Source organism: Paenibacillus soyae, from assembly GCF_024623455.1.
GTDB classification, from domain to species: Bacteria; Bacillota; Bacilli; order Paenibacillales; family Paenibacillaceae; genus Pristimantibacillus; species Pristimantibacillus soyae.
The window spans coordinates 46181-68999 of sequence record NZ_JANIPJ010000024.1; the positions used below are offsets into that span (position 1 = coordinate 46181).

Here is a 22819-nt window from a genome sequence, read left to right on the forward strand (position 1 = left end):
GTAGACGTTCCTGGCACGTCTAAACGTCGAAACCGTGATGCTGCGGCACAAATAGACGTTCCTGGCACATCTAAAGTCATAAGTGCTCCCTTTTCCGATCCATCCCAGCGCGCGCCAAAGGCAACAATCGCAGGCATCTGACGGCGCCGTTTGTCGCATCCGCTATCCCTGTCGAGGGGACGGGCTCAAAAGTCGTTTTGCCGAATATGCCTATCCGCGAGAAATAGTTTTCCCCTTACCTCCTCCATTCCCGACAGGTTACGGCGTCGATTCGTCAAAGAATAGACGCGCGCGCTTGTGCAATTTGTTGACGGAGACGACAGCGGACGGCGCATCGAACGGCGTTCAAAGCCAGCGTCAGCCTGCGATTGACACGGTCATGACAAGGACTGCGAAGCGCTTCCATTTTGTCGGAAAAAACTTTTGGCCTTGCTACGATAACTGACAAACTTCATCCGGACAAGCACCTATAATGGGGAACACAATAAACTCGGAATGGTGGTGCTTGTTAATGTGGAAGAAGGAGAGCGTGATGGGTAACCCGGCGGCAATGAAGCGGGAAGGACTCTTCCGAAATGCCGCGCAGCGAGTGAAGGAGATGAGAGCCGTCAAGGGGACGGCTTCCATGCTCCTGGCGAAGAAGTGGACGATTCTGCTGGTCGCCGTCGCTTTTCTGCTTGGACGAGCTGTTATCCTGGAGTCGCTGATGCCGTTTGCCGCCGCTTATTTTGCCGTCATTTATTTCATGAGGAAGGACATCTACGGTTATATCGCCGTGTCTCTCGTAGCGGGGAGCTGGTTCGCGGCCGATCCGGCGCCGCTCTGGATCGCGATGGAGATCGCCGTGCTGTTCTTATTGATGAAGGGGCTGGAGGCTTACGAGAAGGCGGAGCTGTCAACCGCGCCGTTGCTCGTGTTCACGGCAACGCTGCTTGTTCAAATGTTCGGCGTGTTCATCGGCGAGAGCCTAAGCTGGTACAGCTTCATGATGGTCCTCGTGGAAGCGGCGCTGGCCTTCGTTCTGACGCTGGTGTTCATCCACGCGCTTCCGGTGCTGACGATGACGAAGAAATCGGCCGCTCTCAAGCACGAGGAAATTATTTGCGTCATGATATTGCTCGCATCCGTCATGACGGGCGCGGTCGGCTGGGTGTTCTACGGCATGTCGGCCGAGCATGTCATGTCCCGTTATATGCTGCTACTGTTCGCCATGGCCGGCGGCGCTCCGCTTGGGGCTTCGGTCGGCGTCGTGGCGGGGCTCATCCTCAGTCTCGCGGATTTCAGCGCGGTCGTGCAGATGAGCATGCTCGCTTTCGCCGGCTTGCTGGCGGGGCTTCTACGAGATGGAGGCAAGATGGCGGCTGCTTTCGGCATGCTGCTCGGCACGTCCATCCTTTCTATATATATCGGGACCGGACCCGACGTCATGAGCTCGACGTGGGAATCGGTTGCGGCCGCCACGCTGCTGCTCCTTACACCGCGGGGCGTCATTCGGACGATCGCCAGGTACGTGCCCGGCACGAACGAACACGCCAAGTCGCAGCATGAGTATGCCAAGCGGGTGCGGGAAGTGACGGCGGAGCGGGTATCCCAATTCTCGGATGTATTCCGTCAATTATCGAAGAGCTTCGGACAGCTGAACCAGAACGTGACCGAGGTGAAGAAGGAGGAGGAGATCGGGCATTTCATGAACGCGGTGGCGGAGCGGAGCTGCGCGAGCTGCCATCGTCAGAAGGCATGCTGGGAGGATAAGTTCTTCCATACTTACAAAATGATGACCGACATGATGTCGGCGGTCGAGGAGGATCGGGTTCCGGCATCGAAGGAGCAGCCGAGGACATGGACGTCGCATTGCGTGAAATCTTCGCAGGTGCTGTCCGTTATGAAGCATCAATACGAGCTGCATCAGAACAACAAGCATTGGAAGAAGCAAATCGTGGATTCCCGTCAGCTTGTCGCGGATCAATTGCTCGGCGTGTCCCAGGTCATGGAGGACTTGTCCAGAGAGATCAAGCGCGAAGGTCAGACGCTGCATTTGCAGGAGGAACAAATCAGGGAGGCGGTCGAGGGTTTAGGCTTGTCCATTCAGGGCGTTGATATCGTCAATTTGGAGGAGGGGAACGTCGAGATCGAGGTTTACCATTCGTTCGAGAAGGGCTTCGACGAATGCCGCAAAATTATTGCGCCGCTGCTCAGCGACATTCTCGGCGAGCATATCGCGGTGAAGACGGAGGTGCCGCCCGCCAAGAACGGGGAGCCGACGATGGTAACCTTCACGTCGGCGAAGCAATTCGAGATCGAGACGGGCGTGGCCGGAGCGGCCAAGGGAGGCGATCTGCTGTCGGGAGACAGCTTCAGCCTGGTGGAGCTCGGCAACGGGAAGTTCGCGGTCGCGATCAGCGACGGCATGGGCAACGGGGAGCGCGCGCGCCAGGAGAGCAGCGCGGCGTTATCCATCCTGCAGCAACTGCTGCAATCGGGCATGGACGAGAAGCTGGCGGTGAAATCGGTGAACTCCGTCCTGCTGCTCCGCTCCTCAGAGGAGATGTACGCGACGGTCGATCTGGCGATCGTCGATCTCTATACCGCGCACACGACGTTTATGAAGATAGGCTCCACGCCAAGCTTCATCAAACGCGGCAAAGAAGTCATTCCGATTACGGCAAATAATTTGCCGATTGGCATCATTCAGGATATTGACGTCGATTTTGTCTCCATGCAATTGCAGCCGGGCGATACGCTAGTCATGATGAGCGACGGCATCTATGACGCGCCGGGCCATGCGGTGAACAAAGAGCTGTGGATGAAGCGCATTATCGGCGAGATGCAAACCGATGATCCGCAGGAGCTGGCCGATGCGCTGCTCGAGCGCGTCGTGCGCCACCACGAGGGTGAGATCGTGGACGACATGACCGTGCTCGTCGCGCGCGTGGACAAGCACCAGCCGGAGTGGGCGTCCTTCCGCTGGCCGGGCGTCACCCGCATGGAGCGGCCAAGGACGGTGAGCTAGGATGAATGCATCTGCGATGAAGTCCAATTCGGCGTTTAATCATAAGCAGAAATGTATCCCTTTTAATGATTCATAACCACATGAATGGCTTCATGAAACAGAAAGACCGTGCGGAAATCCCAAAACCGCGCGGTTTTTGTGTTGTTTTTTTAATAAGGAACAAACTTTCCGCCAAATTGGCGGGTAATACTTAATAGAACAGCAAGAAAGAGGTGAACGAAGTGGAGCGAGAGATGATCGGCCGAATCATCCAAGGCGACAGAGAGGCGTTCCGCCATTTATATGATGAATATTTCGATTATGCGATGCGAACGGCGATCGTGGTGACCAAACATGCGGAGTGGGCGAAGGATGCGGTGCAGGAGACGTTCCTTCGCGTCTATCGGAATATGTGGCAATACGATCAAGGAAAGCCGTTTAAGCCGTGGTTCTACTGTATTCTGCTTAGGGAATGCTACCGGATCATGGAGCGGGAGAAGAAGGTCGTGCCGCTGAGTGAGCAGCTCGAGCGGATCGGGGTGGAGCCGGAATTGCCGGACGCGAACGTCGATATCTATGAGGCGCTGCAGTCTATGAACGATATGTACCGGATTCCGCTTATCCTCAAATATTTGCACGACTATAGCGAGAAAGAAATCGCCGATATGCTAGAGCTTAACGTGAACACGCTGAAATCGCGCCTCCACAAAGGACGAGAGAAAATGAGAAGCAGCTTGGGAGGGGAGCCGTATGGATCAAAAGCTTAAGGACCGACTACAGGAAGAAAGCCGATATCCCGACAGTCTGAAGGAAGACCTGTGGGCGCAAATCGAATCGCAGCTGGAGGCTTTGCCTCCGGGAATGACAGAACAATCTCGAACTCTATCACGCAGCCTAGAGCATGACAACAAGAAGAGGAGAGTGTCCCGCATGAAAATTGTAAAAGTATCGACCGGCATAGCCGCTGCCGTTATCGCCGTTACCGCGTTCCTCGCGCTGCCGGCCGGCACGGCGTTCATGAAGAGCATTCAGGACTGGTTCGCGCCGGAGAAGGAAATCGAGATCGAGCTGGAGGGCGACAAGGAGACCACGCAGGGGCAGGTTCACGTGGATCAAGAGAGCCGGTACGCCATCTATTATGACAAAGAACGCTACAAGCTCGTGCAGGAGAACGACAAGGACGTCATTACGACGATCGATCTGCTGCCGGCCGAATATCCGGAGGTATCCTTGACGATCGAGCAGAACGTGAGTAAAAAACCGGAGGAGCTGGCGTCCGAGATTGCCGGGCAGCTTGCATCGCAGTACTCCGACGTCCGGGAAATCGAGCAGGTAACCGATCCGGTGAACGGCTACTGGATCCATGCCATCGACGGCAGCGACCGCCTCAGTCCGGTCATCGACGTCTACATCGTCAGCAACGAGCAGCAGGGCAGCTTTATCCTGACAAGCCGCTTCTTCCTCGAAGCCGCCGAAGGACATGGCTCCCGGTTCACGCAGACGCTCAAGGAGTTTCAGGTGCTGAAGCCGGAATAACGACTATACGATGCAAAGAAGCCGCCCCGGCAAGGAGCGGCTTCTTTCCCTTTAACCCGTACGCCCCATCGCGTCGCTTCGTTTGCGATACTCGCCGGGGGCGATGCCATGCCATTTTTTGAAGGCGCGGTTGAAGGATGTCGTATTCGGGTAACCCACCATGCGGCCGATGTCGTTAATGTTCAGCGACGTGTCCATAAGCAGCTCCGTCGCTTTGGCCATCCGGATGCCGCCGAGATGCTCTATGAAGTTGACTCCGGTCTTTTCCTTCAAATAGGTAGAGAGGTAGGTGGGCGACATGTTCAGCTCGGCTGCCAAATAATCGAGCGACAAATCCTCGGCATACTTCGTTTCCATAATGTCCATGATTCGAAGGACGGTCGGATCCTCAGGTGCTTCATCGGTTTTCGCGAGGAGGGAGCCGGCAACGGCGACAAATTGGATCAGCCATTCCTTGTATTCCTTGAGCGAGCATGCGGAAGACAGCTTTCTTCGCAGAGAGCGGAGCGTCCAGAGCGCTCCGGGATCGGGATTTCCCCTGAGCGCATCGAGCTGTGCGGAGATCATGATCGTGATCTGCTCCGTGAAGCTGCGAATTTGGCGCGCGGAGGCGCAGGCGGCCTGCATGTCGCCCAGCGCCGCCTCCAGCAATCGCACGGCGCTTTCATCCTGCCCTTTGCGGAGGTATGTCGTGAGCAGCTGCGCGTCATAGTCGGATAGGCGAGGCTGCTCCGGCAGCATTCGCGTCTTCGTAATGATCTGCGTCTCCTCCAGCAGCATCGCTTGGTCTGCCATGGCCTTTACTTGCTCGTAGGCGTAATGGCACTGGGAAGCGTGCTCGAATCTCGAGCTGACCGCAATCGTTACGAAGCCGAACCGGGATAGCAGGTCCAATCCGGCTTTTAGCTTGTTCAGCATATCGGTGAGAGAAGCGCTGTTCCCGTTCCGAATGACCGTGAGCAGCTGCTGCGGCTCCATGAGTAAGGTGTGCGCATCCGGGTAATAAGCGGAAACCGTCTTCCCGATTTGTTCGTTCAAAGCGCGTACGGCATGTTCCGGCCGGTTATCCGGAAGAGCCTCAGGTTCTTGGCGGAGCCGAATGTCGTACAGGATGACGTCGAAGGCTCCTTCCTCTAGCTGCCACTCCTCCCACCGCTCGACAAGTCCGTTCATGTTTTTCAGCAGACCGATGTAACCAAAGTTGGTCATGGCGGCGCGCTGCCTCTCCATATGCTTTCTCGCAGCTTCCCTTTCATTCAGCAGCTCCCGAACGAAGAGGTCGAGTCGCATGAATTCCCGAATCCCGCCGGAAGCGGGGGACGCGCCGGAGCGGCTCTGAACGTTCTCTATGAATTGAAGAGCCGGCCGCTTCAGACGTTTGCCTATCCAATAGGTTGACGCGAGCGCAATAAGAACGACCAAGGCGAAAGCGAGGATGGCCCATAAACGAATAGCATGGACCTCTGCAGCGTCGTACGGGACCTCCGCGTAATAGCTTCTTCCCCAGTCATCCTGCACATGCAGCAGCAGCCGGTTATCCTGGAGGACGTATGCTTTACCGCTTAGAAGCGCTTCCCTATTCCAGGCTTCCGATAAAGGCTCTGACTGGTACAGCAGGCGTCCCGTATCGTCCTCCACTCGAAGGGCCCACTCTTTTCGATTGTCTCCGAACAGGTAGGCATCCATCGTCTCTTCCACGTTCCAGAGCGCAATAAGCTGATACGGTTCGCCCGGCAAGGAGAAGGTGAGAGGGATCACCGTGTTTTTTTGCGCCGGAAACAACGCGTTTCGGAAGGAGGCCGCGGGCAGCATAGAGGCAAAGCGCTCCTTATTCAAATGCTCCTCCCAAAAGGAAGCCGAATAGGAGTCGCTCGCATAAGCGCGTTCAAAAAGGTCGGCGGAGGTGCTGCTTCCGTTCTGATCAACGGCGAGTCCCCGGTCGGCATAATGAACGATAAGGCCTTCCAAATGGAGCAGCGGATTGTGGGCAGTGGCGCGCAGTACATTCGTGATCCGGTATGTTCCCGGTACGGAGGAGACGTGGGTGCCCGAATCGCCGTTGTCTTTGTTGAACTCGCGGACGATAGGGTCCTGATAGATTTGATTCAGCGCCGTGTTCAATTGCTCGATATGCATGTCGAGCAGCTCGGCGGCCTGATTCCATTCGGCGAGTCTGGCGTCGATCGTTTTTTGCTTGAGCTTGTTTTGGAAGAGGAATAGAAGAGCTCCGCTGCAGAGGGCGAACAGCAGCAGAATGGAAAGCGAACAAAAGGCGATATTTCCCGATATGGTATTGAAGCGAAACAGAAGCCGGCGACCCATCCTCGCGTCATCTCCTTCACGTACCGTTACTTATATTACTCCTATCGTACAAGCTTCGCGTCGCCTAAGTATTAAGGCCATGTTTAGATATTGTGAAGAACGAATCGGAAGAAAGGGAAAGGATCGGAAGAAACGGCAATAACGCTGCAAAGGCTAGCATTGTACCATAGGTTTTGGACGTCCTCGGCCTGCCAGACGAAGGGCCGGCAACTAATGAACCCAGGAGTGTGTGAACCGTGACAGCACTAAGACGAAGAACATGGAAGCAATGGCTATCCAGCATGACAGCCGCAGCTCTTCTATTCGGAGCCGTGCCGCAGGCTGGTTATGCGGAGGAAGCGGGCGGGAGCGCCGCTTCGGCGGTACCGCCGGTATTGATAACGGAGCTTGTGCCGGATACGGCGAACGTAAGCGGCGTCAGCTCGGATGCGTACGAATTCATTGAGATTTACAACAATACCGATGAGGTGCTCGATTTCTCGCAATACAAGCTGTTCTACCGTTACCCGGACAAGGGACCTTCTGGCGACGTGCCGTGGCCGACCGTGGAGAAAGGCAGCGTCGATATTCCGGTGGGTGGATCCATCGTGCTTTGGGTCATCAATAGCGCCAACGGATCGGCGACAGAGGCGGATTTCAATACAAACTTCGGGGTGAGCCTCAAGGAAGGCGAAACGCTGTTCCGCTTGGAGGAAAGCGGCGGCATGGCGAACGGGTCGCCGCGCGACATGGTTGTGAAGGATCTTCAAGGCAACGAGGTGGTCGTCGCCTCTTACCAGAATGATGAGCAGACGAAACCGGACAAGGGCATCTTCTATACATACCCGACCGACGGTACCATTAACATGCGCATGGTCGCGGATCCAGGCACGGTGACGGCTACGCCCGGCAGCGTGACGGTCGATCAAGTGCCGTCGGAGCCGGTTCAGGGACCGGATCCGATTGAGAATACGCTTCCGGCTATCGCGGACATCAGCCATGAGCAGGTTGCCGAAGGACTGGAAGTGTCGGCTGCGATTACGGATGCCGACGGTACGCTGCCGGAGGCGGTCTTGTATTATCGTACGGAATCGCAAACGCAATTTGCGTCGGTCATGATGCTGAAGAGCCCGGACGGAGATAGCTTCAAGGCGCTCGTTCCGGCATCGGCGCTTGTAGAAGAAACGCTGTACTATTATATAGAAGCAGCGGATCAGGCGGGCAAAACGAAATCGGAGACGCAAACCGTACAAATCGAGCTTGGCGATTTCGATCCGCAATCGGCTCCTCCGCTTCTCGTGACGGAGATTGTGCCCGATTCCGCGAACGTTGGCTCCGGCGACGGTTACGAGTTCGTCGAAGTGTACAACAATACGGACAAGCCGATGAATCTGAAGGATTACAGGATCAAGTACCGGTATACGGATTCCGGTCCTTCCGCCGACGTTATCTGGCCGACGTCGACGGAGGATGTCGTCATTCCTTCCAAGCAGAGCGTTGTATTCTGGGTCATTAATGCCTATAACACGGCTTCGACGGCTGCCGATTTCAACACGAACTACGGCACTTCGCTCGAGGAAGGCGTCAATCTGTTCCGCATGTTCAGCGACGGCATGGCAAACGGCGGCAAACGGGGCATCGTTGTTGCCACCAATAGCGGCATCGAGGTATCGACCGTCTATTACGACAACGACGAAGAGACCAAGGCGAATAAGGGAATCTTCTATCGCTATCCGGTCGACGGCACAGCGAACATGATCAAATACAGCGCAGGCCTTGAGGCCGCGACGCCGGGCGCCGTCGCTTCGCAGCAAGTGCCGGCCGTTCCGGTCACTGTCGCGGCGGACAGTGTCAATCCGGAAGTGACGGATTTGACGGCAGCGACGGAGGTCGATCAGACGAACAACTTCGACATCGTAGCGGACGCGGCAGACGATATGCAGGTGAAGACGGTACTGCTCTACTACAAGGATGATAAGGAGAGCTCGTACACAAAACGTTATTTGACCCAGAGCTACAACGATTCGTTATTCCGTCAGACGATCTTCAGCCCTCAGCTGATCGGACGCAAGTATATCGAATATTATTTCGAGGTGTCCGACGGCACGAACGCAGTTGCGACGATGCCAAAGCGTGTTGCGATTTTGGGAGGACCGGAGCAAGCGGATCTTAGACTGAACGTGAAAGAAGGCGAAGTGCTGGCGGGCAGCAAAATCATTCGCGGCACGGGAGCGGGCGTTCCTTGGAGTGAGCTCACCATGTCAATCGGCGGCGATGAGCTGACAACCGGTACGTATTCCGCTCTGGAGAGCGGCGCCTACTTCGCGTTCGAGACGCAGGGCGTCAACTATTACTTCAAAAATGCAGTCGTGGTGGACGGCCAAATTATTCATACGTTCCTCGACCCGATCGACAGCTGGTCGACACTGTCCATTCCGGTCTCGGCAGACGGACTGGAAGCGGGCGACAATGTCATCTCCATCTATGCCGGCTCGAAGTCCGGACCATTCGATGAGCGTCCGGAGGAGAACAAGGACGATTTCGAAATCCGGAATGTACGCCTCGTGCTGGCCGACGGAACGGAGCTGTACGATCCGAATTACGCGAATCCGATGACGTCGCTGAAGATGGGCGACAGCTCGGGCAAAAACGAATTTATCGACTTCACGTTTACGCTGACGGCGGACAAGCTGGCTTCCAAGGCTTATCTCTGGGATACAAGGTCGGCGGAAGACGGGAACCACACGATTAGTTTGACACACAGCCAGAATGGCACGTTGACTCGCGACGTCAAGGTTGACAATACGGCGCCGATCATCGTGCCGACTGTCGAGAACGAAGAAGAGTATCGCGGCGAGTTCGTCATTGATGCGGCGGTTACCGATGAAATCGCTGGCGTCGAATCGGTACAGGCGACGCTGGATGGCAAGGCGGTCGAGCTGCCCATTGCGGCATCTTCGTCTGCTCTTGCCCCTGGCGAGCATGTGTTGGAAGTGAAGGCAGCCGATAAAGTGGGCAACCTTGCGGAATCTACCGTGACGTTCAGCGTGCCGGACGAGAATCCGGCGGCTCCGGTCGTCGTATCGCCGTTTCCCGGCAAGGATCGTGTAGGCGACAGGGCTGAGCTCACCGTTAAAGCGCAGGATCCTCTGGACGATCTGATGCGCGTCTCGTTCTTCCGCGGATACAAGTTCGACGCAAGCACGCAGGCCGGCTTCAAGGCTTATCGCGGCGCGGCGGACACGGAGCCTCCGAAGCAGGAGGTGCCTGGCGGCGAGACGGCTCTCGGCGCAGCAGATTATAAGCTGATCAGCAAGGATGACAACCAGTACCTGATCGACGACGCGACGGAGCAGTTCCCGTATCAGCGTTTCGAGATTACATTGGACCCGTCCGTGAAGGATACGGACCGCGTCGCCGTGAAGTGGCAGGGCAAGTCGCTTGAAGGCCGCAAGGTCAGTCTGTACGCGTGGTCGCCGGATGCCGGCAAGTGGCAACAGCTGGATACGATTATTGCGGGCAATGAGGAGTTCGAGCTCGGCTCGGAGGTAGCGGCAGGCGATTACCGTCACGAGGAGACGAACAAGATCAACCTGATGGTGCAGGATGAGCTGCCGGTATCGAACGACCCTTACGATTTCTCCTTCGTCTGGATGTCGGATACGCAATACTATTCGGAGACGTACTTCGAATACTATCGCGACAACGTAAATTGGATCAAAAACAATCTGGATTCGCACAAAATCAAATATGTCATCCATACCGGAGACATTGTCGACGAGTCGGACAAGCTTTACCAGTGGGAAGAAGCGGATCGCAACATGAAGGTGCTGGACGACGCGGGCATTCCTTACGGCGTTCTTGCAGGCAACCATGATGTCGACCATCAGAAGGGCTCCTATGAAGACTATTGGAAGTGGTTCAGCGAGGACCGGTTCGTGAACCAGCCGACGTTCGGCGGCTCCTATCAGAACAACAGAGGCCACTACGATCTCGTGTCCGCGGGCGGCAATGACTTCATTATCGTCTACATGGGCTGGGGCCTCGCCGATGAAGAGATCGAATGGATGAACCAAGTGGTGAAGGATCACCCGAACCACAAGGCAATTATTGCGCTTCATGAATATTTGCTCGTGTCGGGCAACCGCGCCCCGATCGCGGACAAGGTGTACGAGCAGGTCGTGCTGCCGAACAAAAACGTGTTCGCGACGCTGTCCGGCCATTACCATGACGCCGAGCTGAAGACGGACGAGATCGACGACGACGGCGACGGCGCGGCGGACCGCAAGGTGTACCAGATGCTGGCCGATTACCAAGGAGCGGAAGACGGCGGCCTCGGCTATATCCGTCTGATGCAATTCGACATGGCGAACGATAAGCTGCACATCAAGACGTATTCGCCTACGTTGGACGACTACAACTATTACGACCCTGTCGCGTATCCGGGCAAGGACGAGTTCTCGCTTGATCTGGAGCTGGATGCCGAGACGAAGCGGGTCGCGACCGACTACTTCGGCGTGCAGGTGTACACCGACGAGCAAATCGGCGAAACGAAGGAAGCGGCAAGCGGAGCGAATGCGACGGTCGAGTGGTCCGGTCTTGATGCGGACGCCGCCTACGAATGGTATGCGGTAGCGGAGGACGACTACACGGGCGTTGGCCGTTCGGACGTATGGCGTTTCTACACGGGTGAAGGCCCTGCGGAAGAAGAGACGCCTGTCGTTACGTCGCCGCCTGTTACGGTGGAGCCGAAGCCTGAAGTGGGCAAGGGAATCGTCGCCTTGCAGCCGAAGTCCGGAAACCGTTATGAGCTCGGGGCGGATACGGTGAAGGATGCGATCAAGAGCGCAGCGAACGACGAGTTCATTCAAATTAAGCTTGAAGGAAACGGTACTGCGTCGGGAACGGTCGAGCTTCAGCTGCCGGCGGAGGCGATGGCCGACCTCCAGAAGAATGGCAAAGGCATGAAGCTGACGTTCTCGGGTCTTGAGATCGAATATCCGGCCGGCGTCATCCCTGCGGGCGCGCTGGGACAAGGCGTGATGGTGTCGCTGAAGATCAGTACAAAGCCGGGCGACGAGGCGGATCGAGAGCTGGAGGATGAGGCTCTTCGGCCGACGGCTATCGTGTTCCATCTGGAGTTGGCAGCGACTAGCAGGGACGGTCAAACCACTTCGATTCACGAGCTGGGCGGCAAAGTGCGCGTGTCGAGACAATTGACCGAGGAAGAGAAGAAGGCATTGGACACGGATTACGCCGGCGTCTACTATCTGGACGGAGAGAACGCACATTATATGGGCGGCACGTTCGAGGACGGCGCGGTGACGTTCGAGACGGACCATTTCTCCGGCTTCGCAGTGATGGAGTACCGCAAATCGTTCGACGACATGGCCGGTCACTGGGCGGAGTCTTATGTCGGCAAGCTGGCGGCGAAGCACGCCGTGACGGGGATTGATTCGTCCACATTCGCGCCGGAACGCGACGTGAAGCGCGCGGACTTCGCGGTAATCGCCGTGAAGGCGCTCGGATTCCTCGGGCTGGAGACGGACGGGTCAACGTTCGCGGATGTCGCGGAGGACAAGTATTATGCGGCATACGTGGAGAAAGCCTACGAGCTTGGGCTCGTAACGGGTTATGAGGACAAATTCCGTCCGGAAGACACGATCTCCCGCGAAGAAGCGACCGTTATTCTGATGAGGATTCACGAGCTGCTGCAAGGCAAAAAATCTTCTTCGGCGGACGGGCAGTCGTTCGCGGATATGGCGGAGGCCTCCGACTGGGCGACAGATGCGATCGTCCAAGCGAGCGCGCTTGGCCTCGTGAGCGGCAAGCCGGGCGGCTTGTTCGATCCGCATGCGGACGTGAAGCGGGCCGAGATCGCGAAGATGATCTGGCTGGCGCTTCAATAGCAAATGAGAAGGGACGATCTATCGGCGAAATGCCGAAGGATCGTCCCTTTTTACATACAGGAAGAATGCTGCAAAAACGCAGGATTTAAAGCAGTGTCAAGCAGGAGCGGCAGCAATGCTGCAAATCTGCATCAGTTTCCGCGAGACTCCTCCCATTTGCCTATCCATTCCTATCATTTCCTGCATTTTCTGCATCATTTTCTATGAGACTCCTCCTATTTGCCTATCCATTCCTATCATTTCCTGCACTTTTTGCACCAATTAAGCGAAATTGACCGACTTATATCGAAAAATGATGCATAATCGCATCAAAACCCCAGACTATCCCTTCGAAGGGGAAACGTCTGGGGTTGTTAACGTCTCGGCTATTACACCGCCAACGTGCCGTCCGCCGAGCGGCTTGTCTCCTCTTGGCGAACCAGCTTCAGAAACTCCCGCATGAAGCCGGGCAGATCCGGCCAAGCGTGGCCGCTGACAAGCTTGCCGTCGGCGTGCAGCGTCTCGTCCGCGTAGATGGCGCCGATCCGCTCTACATCCGGCCGGACGGCGTTATAGCAGGTCATCGTGCGGCCCTCGAAGTAGCTCGTGTCCGCTAGCGACAGGAACACCTGGGCACCGTGGCAGATCGCGGCGACCGGCTTGTCCGCGTCGAGGAAATGCTGCACGATCCGCGGCAGCTCCGGATTCGTGCGGATGTACTCCGGCGCTCGGCCGCCCGGGATGACAAGGGCGATATAGTCGGCAGGGTCGACATCGGCGAAGGCGATATGCGAGGGCAGCTGATGGGCGGGCTTCTCCGTATACGTCTCCCATCCCTCTATGAAATCATGGACGACGGTGTACAGCGTTTTTTTGGTCGGGGATGCTATGACGGCATCGTAGCCTTCCTCCAGCAGGCGGTAATAAGGGTAATAAACCTCCAGCACTTCCGCTCCGTCTCCGGTCAGAATCAGAACTTTGTTCGGCATGCGCTCACTCCTTTGGATAATAAGGTAGCATACGATTTTATTATGAATCCCCTCCCAAAACTTGTAAATCAAGCCGAGGTCGCAAGGCCGAATCTCCTATCTCCCCTCGAATCTTGTCTAATCGACTCGGATGTGAGGAGCGGCCGTCCGCTATGCTATAATGATTCTGACCTGAAGAGAGACGTCGAAGGGGGCACAAATGATAGAATAGAGCGTTTATCTCTCACCAAACGGGCAAAGCTGATAGAGAGCGTTCCATCAAGCTTTGTGACGGAGGGATAACGACAATGAAACAAATATTACTCATAACCGACGGCTGCTCCAACGTGGGCATGAGTCCGATCGTGGCCGCGGCGCATGCCAAGGCGGAGGGCATCAACGTCAACGTGGTTGGCGTGCTCGATCAAGGGGACGTAGGAGAGCTCGGCGCCGCGGAGATCGAAGAGATCGCGCGAGCGGGAGGCGGCTTAAGCCGTATGGTCAACATGCGCCAGCTGTCGCAGACGGTGCAGATGATGACGAGGAAGACGGTCGTTCAGACGATCCAGCTGGCCGTGCAGAAGGAGCTGAAGCACGTGCTGGGCAACGGCTCGATCGAAGCGCTGCCGCCGGAGAAGCGCGGCGAGGTCGTGCGCGTAATCGATGAGCTTGGGGAAACCTCGGGCCTGCAGGTGGCGCTTCTCATCGACGCCAGCGCGAGCATGAAGCCGAAGCTCGCCGCCGTGGAGGAAGCGATCCGCGATTTGATGCTTAGCTTGCAGGCAAGGCAGGGTAAAAGTGAAATAGCGGTGTTCCACTTCCCCGGCACCCGGCATGGGGACGACTGCATCATGGACCTAGCATGGACAAGCCATTTGAACGGCGTGCATTCGATCTTTCCGAAGCTGCAGATGGGGGGCACGACGCCGACCGGCCCCGCGATCATGCATGTCGTGGAATTTTACCGCCAGGGTCAAGGCCAGGGCAGCGTGCACGATTACGGTGCGATGGGCGATTATGGCCGAAGAGGAAGACAGGAAACGGATGGGATGATGGGTGACTACGTCGTTTAAGCTGGAGCTGCGGCGCGGAAGCGTCGTCGTCGGCAAATGGAAGCTCGGCCGGTATCGCGTCGAGCGGCTATTGGGTGAAGGAGCCAATGGGAAGGTGTACCTCGTGCAGAGAGACCGGGAATGGCTGGCCATGAAGGTCGGCGCGGACGCCGTCGATCTGCAGTCGGAGATCAATGTCATGAAGTCGCTGGACAAGCAGAAGAGCCACGGCGCGGAGCCGTTCCTGTACGACGTAGACGATCTGTACGGCCCGGACGGCCGCGAATATTCGTTCTACATCATGAGATACGTCAGAGGCACGACGCTCGCGAGCTATCTGAAGGAGCAGGGCGCCGAATGGTTTCCGCTCGTCGGCCTGAATCTGCTAGGCAAGCTGGCGAAGCTCCACCGGGCGGGGTGGGTATTCGGCGACCTCAAGGTGGAGAACGTGATGGTGGCCGACTACGGGCATGTCGAGCTAGTCGATTACGGAGGCGTGACGGCGGTAGGCAAAAGCATTCGGCAGTTCACGGAAATTTACGATCGCGGCTATTGGAACTCCGGACCGCGCTCGGCGGATCCGAAGTACGATCTGTTCTCCTTCGCCGTGTTATGCATCCAGCTCCACGAGCCGAAGCGCCTTCATGCGCTGACGAAGGAGCTGCTTCCCCAGAACCGGTCGATGGACGAGCTGATGGAGATTGCTCAGGGAAGCGCGGCGCTGAAGCCAGTGCTCGGCTGGCTGCGGCGGGCCATGGCCGGCGAGTTCGCGAATGCCTCGGAAGGGGCGGAAGCCTGGCGCGTCTTGCTTCACAGACGGGAAACAAGGCGGAGCGCCTCCATACCCGGCTGGCTGAAGGGACTCGCCGCTACGTCGGGTTTGCTGCTGGCCGCCTCGATTTTCTGGTTGGTCATCAACATCTTTCTGTAGAGCGCGCGGTCGCGCTTAGCATCGCTTGGATAGAGGAGGCATTGCCAAAACATGTTACATCCGCTTGAGCAGGAGCTGGCCCGGGAGGCGGCTGCCAAGGGCCTATGGCGCCGGGGAGACCGGCTTATCGTCGCCGTGTCCGGCGGCCCGGATTCGATGGCGCTTCTGCATATGCTTCATGTGCTGGCTCGCGAGCAGGAGCTGACGCTGACGGCGGCCCATGTCAATCACGGCTTCCGGGGTGCGGAATCCGCCCGAGAGCTGGAGACGGTTAAGGCGTATGCGGGGTCTCTCGGGCTGGCATGCGAGACCGTCACCATGGATCTGCCCACTTATATAGAAGAAAACCGGTTGAACCTGCAGTCGGCCGCGCGGGAGAAGCGGTATGCGTTCCTGCTGGAAGTGGCGGCCCGGCACGGGGCCGAACGGATCGCGCTGGCCCATCATGCGGATGACCAGGCGGAGACGGTATTGATGCGGTTGATTCGGGGATCGGGCTTGACCGGACTGTCGGGAATGAGCAGCATGCGCGCCGAAAAAAATGTGGAACTCGTTAGGCCGCTGCTTCGTATGAACAAGTCAGACCTTCTTCGCTATTGCGAGGAGCACGACATACCTTATTGCGCGGACAGCAGTAATCAAGAGCGGTACTACTTCCGCAATACGATACGTCTCGACGTCATTCCCTATCTCTCGCAGTATAATCCCCAGCTGCCGCTATCGCTGCAGAGATTGGCGGAGGTGGCGGGAGCGGAGGATGACTTCATGGCGCGGCAGACGTCGGATTTGTTCGACCGGCTCGTGACTCGGAAGGACGGGGAATTCGCCATCGGCTGCTCGGTGCTGAGGGGTCTCCACGTCGCTTTACAAAGGAGATTGATTAAACTAATATTAAGTTATCTTTCGCAGGAAACGGAAAATCTAACCTATGGCAGCGTGGAGACGATGCGTCTGGCGGCATCCGAAGCGGCGCCCGCCACTTGGCGGATGGACGCGAGCGGCGGCATAAGGTGCATCAGGGAATACGAGACGATGCGCTGGATAGGCGTGAGGGACGTGTGGGAGGCTGGCGAACCGTTCGATCTGACCGTCCCCGAGGGGATGGAAGAGCTTGGCGGATTGCCGGACGGCTGGAGATTTCGGCTGGAATGGCTGGATGGCGCTCAAGGGAAGCCGCATTCGAGGCTGGAAGCCTGCTTCGACGCGGATCAGCTCAGCTACCCTCTTCATGTGCGCAGCAGACTGCCGGGAGACCGGATTCATGTTTTAGGATTAAATGGTTCGAAAAAAGTGCAAGATATGTTCGTTGACGAGAAGATACCGCCTTCGAGAAGAGAGCAGTATCCGCTGCTGTGCGATTCGGCCGGCCGGCTTCTGTGGATTCCGGGCGTTCGCCGCTCCTCGCATGCCTTGACTGGCAGCGATAGCCGGAGAGTGCTGCGCATCACGGCCTTCAACGAATAAGCGGCAGGGGTTCACACATAAACATAGGTATAGCGTGGGAGGATTTGAACTTTGCAGAACGACATTAAAGAGGTTTTATACAGCGAAGAGCAGATTGGTGCAAAGGTTAGGGAGCTTGGCGCTCAGCTGAGCGCGGACTTCGAGGGGCGCAATCCGCTCGTTATTTGCGTCCTCAAAGGCGCGTTTATTTTTATGTCCGATTTGGTGAAGACCATTACGGTGCCCCTGGAGATCGATTTCATGGCGGTTTCGAGCTATGGCGCGTCCACCAAGTCCTCCGGCGTCGTCAAGATCATTAAGGATCTGGACGTCACGGTGGAAGGACGAGATGTCCTCATCGTCGAAGATATTATCGACAGCGGCCTTACCCTGAGCTACCTGATTGACGTGCTTGAGCATAGAGGATCGAAGTCCGTAACGATCGTTACGCTGTTCGACAAGCCGGCCCGCCGCACGGTGGACCTGCAGCCGCATTACAAGGGCTTCACGCTGCCCGACGAATTCGTCGTCGGCTACGGCCTTGATTACGCCGAGAAGTACCGCAATCTTCCTTACATCGGCATCCTGAAACCGCAGGTATACGAGAAATAAGCGCGCAAGAGCCGTACATGTCCCCCTCCAGCAGCCTCTATTGTGATGGAAAGTCATGCTATGGTAAAATATTTAAAGCGTCTGAGAGGAGGTAGGGGATGAATCGGATCATCCGAAATACTGGTTTTTATTTAATCATCTTTTTGGTTACCGTTGGCGTGTTTCAATATATTAGCGGTCAAGGGGATAACGCCAAAGAACTCAGATACGATGAATTTCGTACCGTTGTCGAATCGGGGAATGTAGCCGCGATTACGGCAAAGTACGATAAAGAGACGTATTACATCAAAGGTAAATATAAAAACATTCCCGAAGGCGCGGAGAACGCGAACTTCACGACCCGCATCAGCGTGGACGCGGCCCAAAAGCTGGACGATTGGCAGGAGCAGCATGGGTTCGAATACGAGGCCGATCCGATGGACACCCCGAGCTTCTGGGTTACGTTCCTGACATCGATCATTCCGTTCATTCTGCTGATCGTGCTGTTCTTCTTCCTGATGAACCAGGCGCAGGGCGGCGGCGGCAAAGTGATGAACTTTGGCAAGAGCCGCGCGCGGCTTTACAACGAGGAGAAGAAGAAGGTTACGTTCGAGGACGTGGCCGGGGCGGACGAGGAGAAGCAGGAGCTGGTGGAGGTCGTCGACTTCCTGAAGGATCCTCGCAAATTCAATCTCGTAGGCGCCCGCATTCCGAAAGGCGTATTGCTCGTCGGTCCTCCGGGTACCGGTAAAACGTTGCTTGCCCGCGCGGTCGCAGGGGAAGCAGGCGTTCCGTTCTTCAGCATCTCAGGCTCTGACTTCGTGGAGATGTTCGTCGGCGTCGGCGCATCCCGCGTGCGCGACCTGTTCGAGAATGCGAAGAAGAACGCGCCTTGTATTATCTTTATCGACGAGATCGACGCGGTCGGCCGCCAGCGCGGCGCCGGACTCGGCGGCGGTCACGACGAGCGCGAGCAGACGCTCAACCAGATGCTGGTCGAGATGGACGGCTTCGGCTCGAACGAAGGCATTATCATTATCGCGGCGACTAACCGCGCGGATATTCTCGACCCTGCGCTTCTGCGTCCAGGCCGTTTTGACCGTCAGATTACGGTGGACCGTCCGGACGTGAAGGGCCGCGAAGCGGTACTCAAAGTACACGCCCGCAACAAACCGCTGACAAGCGAAGTCAAGCTGGACGTCATCGCGAGACGCACCACGGGCTTCAGCGGCGCGGACCTCGAGAACTTGCTCAATGAAGCAGCGCTTCTCGCCGCGAGACGCAACAAGAAAGAAATCAACATGGTCGACATCGACGACGCGATCGACCGCGTTATCGTCGGTACGGAGAAGAAGAGCCGCGTGATCAGCGAGCGCGAGAAGCGGATCGTCGCGTATCACGAAGCGGGTCACACGATCGCAGGCTTCTTCCTGGAGCATGCCGACCAAGTGCATAAGGTAACGATCATCCCGCGCGGACGCGCAGGCGGATACGTGATCATGCTGCCGAAGGAAGACCGCATGCTGGTCACGAAGCAGGAGCTTCTCGACAAGGTTACGGGCTTGCTCGCGGGCCGCGTCGCCGAAGAAGTGTACATCGGCGAGATCGGCACCGGCGCTTACAGCGACTTCAAGCAAGCGACCGGCATCGTGCGCAGCATGATTATGGAATACGGCATGAGCGATAAGCTCGGACCGATGCAGTTCGGCAACTCTCAAGGCCAGGTATTCCTCGGCCGCGATCTGGGCCATGAACAGAACTATTCCGACGCGATCGCGTATGAGATCGACCAAGAAATGCAGACGATCATCAATGCTTGCTACGACAGAGCGAAGAAGCTTCTGACGGAGAAGAGCAAAGAGATGCATCTGATCGCTCAGACGCTCTTGACGGAAGAGACGCTCGAGATGGAGCAAATCAAGAACCTCATCGAGAAAGGCACGCTTACAGGCGACGGAAGCGGCTCGGACGGCTCCGCGCCGGCAGAGTCCACGGCAACGCCGATTATCGATGAGATCGGCGATGTGAAGGTTCGCATCCAGCCTCGCGAAGAAGCAGGCACGCCGGATGTTAACGAGAACGCACCGCAAGACGGTCCAGCCGGCGATCCAGAGGATCCGGATAAGAAATAAAGGCTTTCATTCGTCCCGTTGTTCCAGTCAGGAGCAGCGGGACGTTTCTCGTGTTTTGGCAGATTGTCGCTTTATCACATAAACGTGACACAGCGTTGGTATATAAATGTTATTGTAGCTTACACATTCTGATTGACGGAAATATTTTTGTAACTATAATGAAATAATAGCGGCTTGGATTAGCAATACTGTAAGGGTAAGGCTATATGAGAGCCGGTTGTAAAGGCAACACAAATTTATAAGTTGAAGGGGAGTCAAGACGCATGAAAAAATCGTTAAGCTTTATGCTCATGCTAGTCGTTGCGATTTCGCTTGTTCTGTCCGCTTGCGGTCAAGACAAAAACAACGGCAACGCTAATACGAACACGGGCGGGTCCACGAATGAAGGTACGAAAGTCGAGTCTGACGGCACCGGTAAAGACTTCAAGATCGGCATGGCGACAGACGTTGGCGGCGTTAACGATAAGTCGTTTAACCAAAGCGCATGGGAGGCCCTGAAATACATAACGGCATCTACCGGCGCGGAAACCAAATTCCTCGAAAGTAAAGGCGAGGCCGACATGGAGCCGAACCTGAACAACTTCGTTAAGGAAGGCTACGACCTGACTTGGGGCATCGGCTTCTTGTTCACGGATGCCATTAAGAAAGTAGCGGAAGAAAACCCTGAAGCGAAGCTGGCGGTTATCGACGCGGAAGTAGCGGCGCCGAACGTAACATCCGTTACATTCGCTGAGCATGAAGGCTCCTACCTGGTTGGCGTTGTAGCCGGCCTGATGACGGAATCGGACAAAATCGGTTTCGTTGGCGGTATGGAAATTCCGGTTATCACTCGTTTCGAGAAAGGCTTCGCGGCTGGCGTAGCTGCAGTTAATCCGGACGCGAAAGTAACCGTCACCTACTCCGGCGCGTTCGACAAGCCGGACCAAGGCAAGAGCATCGCGGCAACCATGTACGACGACGGCGTAGACATCATCTTCCACGCTTCCGGCGGCACGGGCAACGGCGTATTCAACGAAGCGACCGAGCGCAAGAAGAACGGCGCCAAAGTATGGGTTATCGGCGTAGACAAGGACCAATCGCTGGAGTTCGGCGACGAAGTAACGCTGACGTCCATGATGAAGGGCGTAGAAGCAGCGGTAACGAAAGTATCCAAAGACCTGATCGACGGCAAATGGGAAGGCGGCAAGACTCAAGTGCTGGGTCTGAAGGACAACGCCGTTGGCTTGCCTGAGACTTCCACGAAGAACGTTCCTGCTGACGTTCTGGCCAAAGTAGAAGAATACAAGAACAAAATCATCAGCGGCGAGATTACGGTTCCAACCGAATAAGATCGCCGGTAGCGGAACACGATAAAGCAATACATGGGTTAACGAGGCAAGGCCGGCATGAGCCGGTCTTGTCCTGTTTCTTTGATGATAAAGAACAATCCCGGGAGATGATGAAGAGATGAATCAGAGCGGGGCAGTCGTACAGCTGAAAGGCATTACGAAGCGGTTTCCGGGCTTAGTCGCCAACGACTCCATCAACTTCGAGCTGAAGAAGGGCGAGATTCACGCTCTGCTTGGCGAGAACGGAGCAGGCAAATCAACGCTTATGAATATCTTGTTCGGCTTGTATCAGCCGGATGAAGGCGAGATCTGGATCAATGGACAGAAGACCGTCATCGACGGGGCATCCAAGGCAATCGATCTGGGCATCGGCATGGTGCACCAGCATTTCAAGCTCGTACAACCGTTTACGGTAGCGGAGAACATCGTGCTCGGCAATGAGCCGAAAAAAGGCATGACAGTGGATTATAAGCTCGCGAATCAGAAGGTGAAATCGATCTCCGAGCGTTATGGACTGAAAGTAGATCCGCAGATGCGGATTCAAGATATTACGGTAGGTATGCAGCAACGGGTCGAAATTTTGAAAACGTTATATCGCGGCGCGGAAATCGTCATCTTCGACGAACCGACGGCCGTGCTCACTGTGCAGGAAATCGAAGAGTTGCTTACGATCATCCGCAACCTTGCGGCGGAAGGCAAGTCCATCATCATTATTACGCATAAGCTGAAAGAAGTGATGGCGCTGTCTGATACGGTGACCGTTATTAGACGCGGCAAGGTCATCAGCACCGTCAAAACAAGCGAAACGAATGAACGGCAGCTAGCGGAGCTGATGGTGGGCCGCGACGTCAACTTCAAGGTGGAGAAGACGAAGCGTCAGGCCGGCGAGGTCGTTCTGTCCGTGGATAATCTCCGCATGAAAGGCGACCAAAGCAAGATGGCGCTCGACGGAACGAGCTTTCAAGTGCGCGCGGGCGAAATATTCGGCATTGCGGGTGTCGACGGAAACGGCCAGAGCGAACTCATCTATGCGATTACGGGCATGCGGAAAGTGCAGAGCGGAAAGGTAACGCTGGGAGGCCGGGATCTGACGAATGCGACTCCGCGTTCCGTATCGACGGCCGGCGTAGGGCATATTCCGGAGGATCGCCATAAGCATGGCTTGGTGCTGGACTTTTCGCTCAGCGAAAACATGATTCTGAATACGTATTTCAAACCGGAGTACGGCAAGTCCGGCTTCATTGACTATAAAGCGATGGACGAGCTGGCAGATAAGCTCGTGAAGGAGTACGACGTTCGGACTTCGGGCATTCATACTCATGCCAGGGCATTGTCCGGCGGCAACCAGCAGAAGGCGATTATCGCCCGGGAAATTAACAAGGACCCGGACTTGATCATTGCGGTGCAGCCGACAAGGGGACTGGATATCGGCGCGATCGAGTTCGTTCACAAGCGGTTGGTAGATGCTCGTAACGAAGGCAAAGCCGTGCTTCTCGTTTCCTTCGAGCTGGATGAGCTGTACGCGTTGTCCGACCGGATCGCGGTAATGTACGAAGGCAAGCTCGTCGGCGAAGTGGATGCGGATGAACGGAATGACGAACAGCTGGGTCTTCTTATGGCCGGCAATACAGGCTCCGCCGATAATGGAGGGAGGGAATAG

The 22819-nt window shown here is 56.3% G+C and carries 13 protein-coding genes; 11 read left to right on the forward strand and 2 right to left on the reverse strand.

Going from position 1 to position 22819, the window contains the following annotated elements:
- The first annotated feature begins 511 nt into the window (after nucleotides 1-511).
- From spoIIE to NQZ67_RS25375, 3 genes are all read left to right on the forward strand, one after another.
- Complete coding sequence (gene spoIIE / locus NQZ67_RS25365; protein WP_257451483.1) at nucleotides 512-3010, forward strand: stage II sporulation protein E; 2499 nt, start codon at nucleotides 512-514, stop codon at nucleotides 3008-3010.
- Between the two features lie 221 nt (nucleotides 3011-3231).
- Nucleotides 3232-3756, forward strand: a complete 525-nt coding sequence (locus NQZ67_RS25370; RefSeq protein WP_257451485.1) for an RNA polymerase sigma factor — start codon at nucleotides 3232-3234, stop codon at nucleotides 3754-3756.
- Nucleotides 3740-4525, forward strand: coding sequence for a hypothetical protein (locus tag NQZ67_RS25375; RefSeq protein WP_257451488.1), 786 nt, complete (start codon nucleotides 3740-3742; stop codon nucleotides 4523-4525). Before NQZ67_RS25370 ends, NQZ67_RS25375 begins: the two co-directional genes overlap by 17 nt.
- A 51-nt stretch (nucleotides 4526-4576) precedes the next feature.
- Here NQZ67_RS25375 and NQZ67_RS25380 read toward each other — a convergent pair whose 3' ends face one another.
- Nucleotides 4577-6847, reverse strand: coding sequence for a helix-turn-helix transcriptional regulator (locus NQZ67_RS25380; RefSeq protein ID WP_257451490.1), 2271 nt, complete (start codon nucleotides 6845-6847; stop codon nucleotides 4577-4579).
- Nucleotides 6848-7083: 236 nt separating this feature from the next.
- Between NQZ67_RS25380 and NQZ67_RS25385 the strand changes: the two genes are divergently transcribed.
- Nucleotides 7084-12735 (forward strand): S-layer homology domain-containing protein, encoded by a 5652-nt coding sequence (locus tag NQZ67_RS25385; protein WP_257451492.1) that lies wholly within the window; start codon nucleotides 7084-7086, stop codon nucleotides 12733-12735.
- A 368-nt stretch (nucleotides 12736-13103) separates the two neighbouring features.
- On the opposite strand, the gene NQZ67_RS25390 is transcribed toward NQZ67_RS25385, so the two are convergent.
- Complete coding sequence (locus NQZ67_RS25390) at nucleotides 13104-13703, reverse strand: DJ-1/PfpI family protein (protein WP_257451495.1); 600 nt, start codon at nucleotides 13701-13703, stop codon at nucleotides 13104-13106.
- Nucleotides 13704-13990: 287 nt separating this feature from the next.
- Here NQZ67_RS25390 and NQZ67_RS25395 point away from each other — a divergent pair, with 287 nt between their 5' ends.
- The 7 genes from NQZ67_RS25395 (at nucleotide 13991) to NQZ67_RS25425 (ending at nucleotide 22819) form a co-directional block, all read left to right on the forward strand.
- The gene (locus tag NQZ67_RS25395; protein WP_257451498.1) at nucleotides 13991-14755 is read left to right on the forward strand and encodes a vWA domain-containing protein; all 765 of its coding nucleotides are present in this window, start codon (nucleotides 13991-13993) and stop codon (nucleotides 14753-14755) included.
- Complete coding sequence (locus tag NQZ67_RS25400) at nucleotides 14739-15665, forward strand: serine/threonine protein kinase (RefSeq protein ID WP_257451501.1); 927 nt, start codon at nucleotides 14739-14741, stop codon at nucleotides 15663-15665. Before NQZ67_RS25395 ends, NQZ67_RS25400 begins: the two co-directional genes overlap by 17 nt.
- 51 nt (nucleotides 15666-15716) lie before the next feature.
- The gene (tilS, locus tag NQZ67_RS25405; protein ID WP_257451503.1) at nucleotides 15717-17129 is read left to right on the forward strand and encodes a tRNA lysidine(34) synthetase TilS; all 1413 of its coding nucleotides are present in this window, start codon (nucleotides 15717-15719) and stop codon (nucleotides 17127-17129) included.
- Nucleotides 17130-17180: 51 nt separating this feature from the next.
- Nucleotides 17181-17720 (forward strand): hypoxanthine phosphoribosyltransferase, encoded by a 540-nt coding sequence (gene hpt / locus NQZ67_RS25410; RefSeq protein ID WP_257451505.1) that lies wholly within the window; start codon nucleotides 17181-17183, stop codon nucleotides 17718-17720.
- A gap of 98 nt (nucleotides 17721-17818) precedes the next feature.
- Nucleotides 17819-19831, forward strand: coding sequence for an ATP-dependent zinc metalloprotease FtsH (ftsH, locus tag NQZ67_RS25415; protein WP_257451508.1), 2013 nt, complete (start codon nucleotides 17819-17821; stop codon nucleotides 19829-19831).
- A gap of 263 nt (nucleotides 19832-20094) precedes the next feature.
- Nucleotides 20095-21159: a BMP family lipoprotein gene (locus tag NQZ67_RS25420; RefSeq protein WP_257451511.1), complete on the forward strand. Its 1065-nt coding sequence runs from the start codon at nucleotides 20095-20097 to the stop codon at nucleotides 21157-21159.
- A gap of 118 nt (nucleotides 21160-21277) precedes the next feature.
- Complete coding sequence (locus NQZ67_RS25425) at nucleotides 21278-22819, forward strand: ABC transporter ATP-binding protein (RefSeq protein WP_257451513.1); 1542 nt, start codon at nucleotides 21278-21280, stop codon at nucleotides 22817-22819.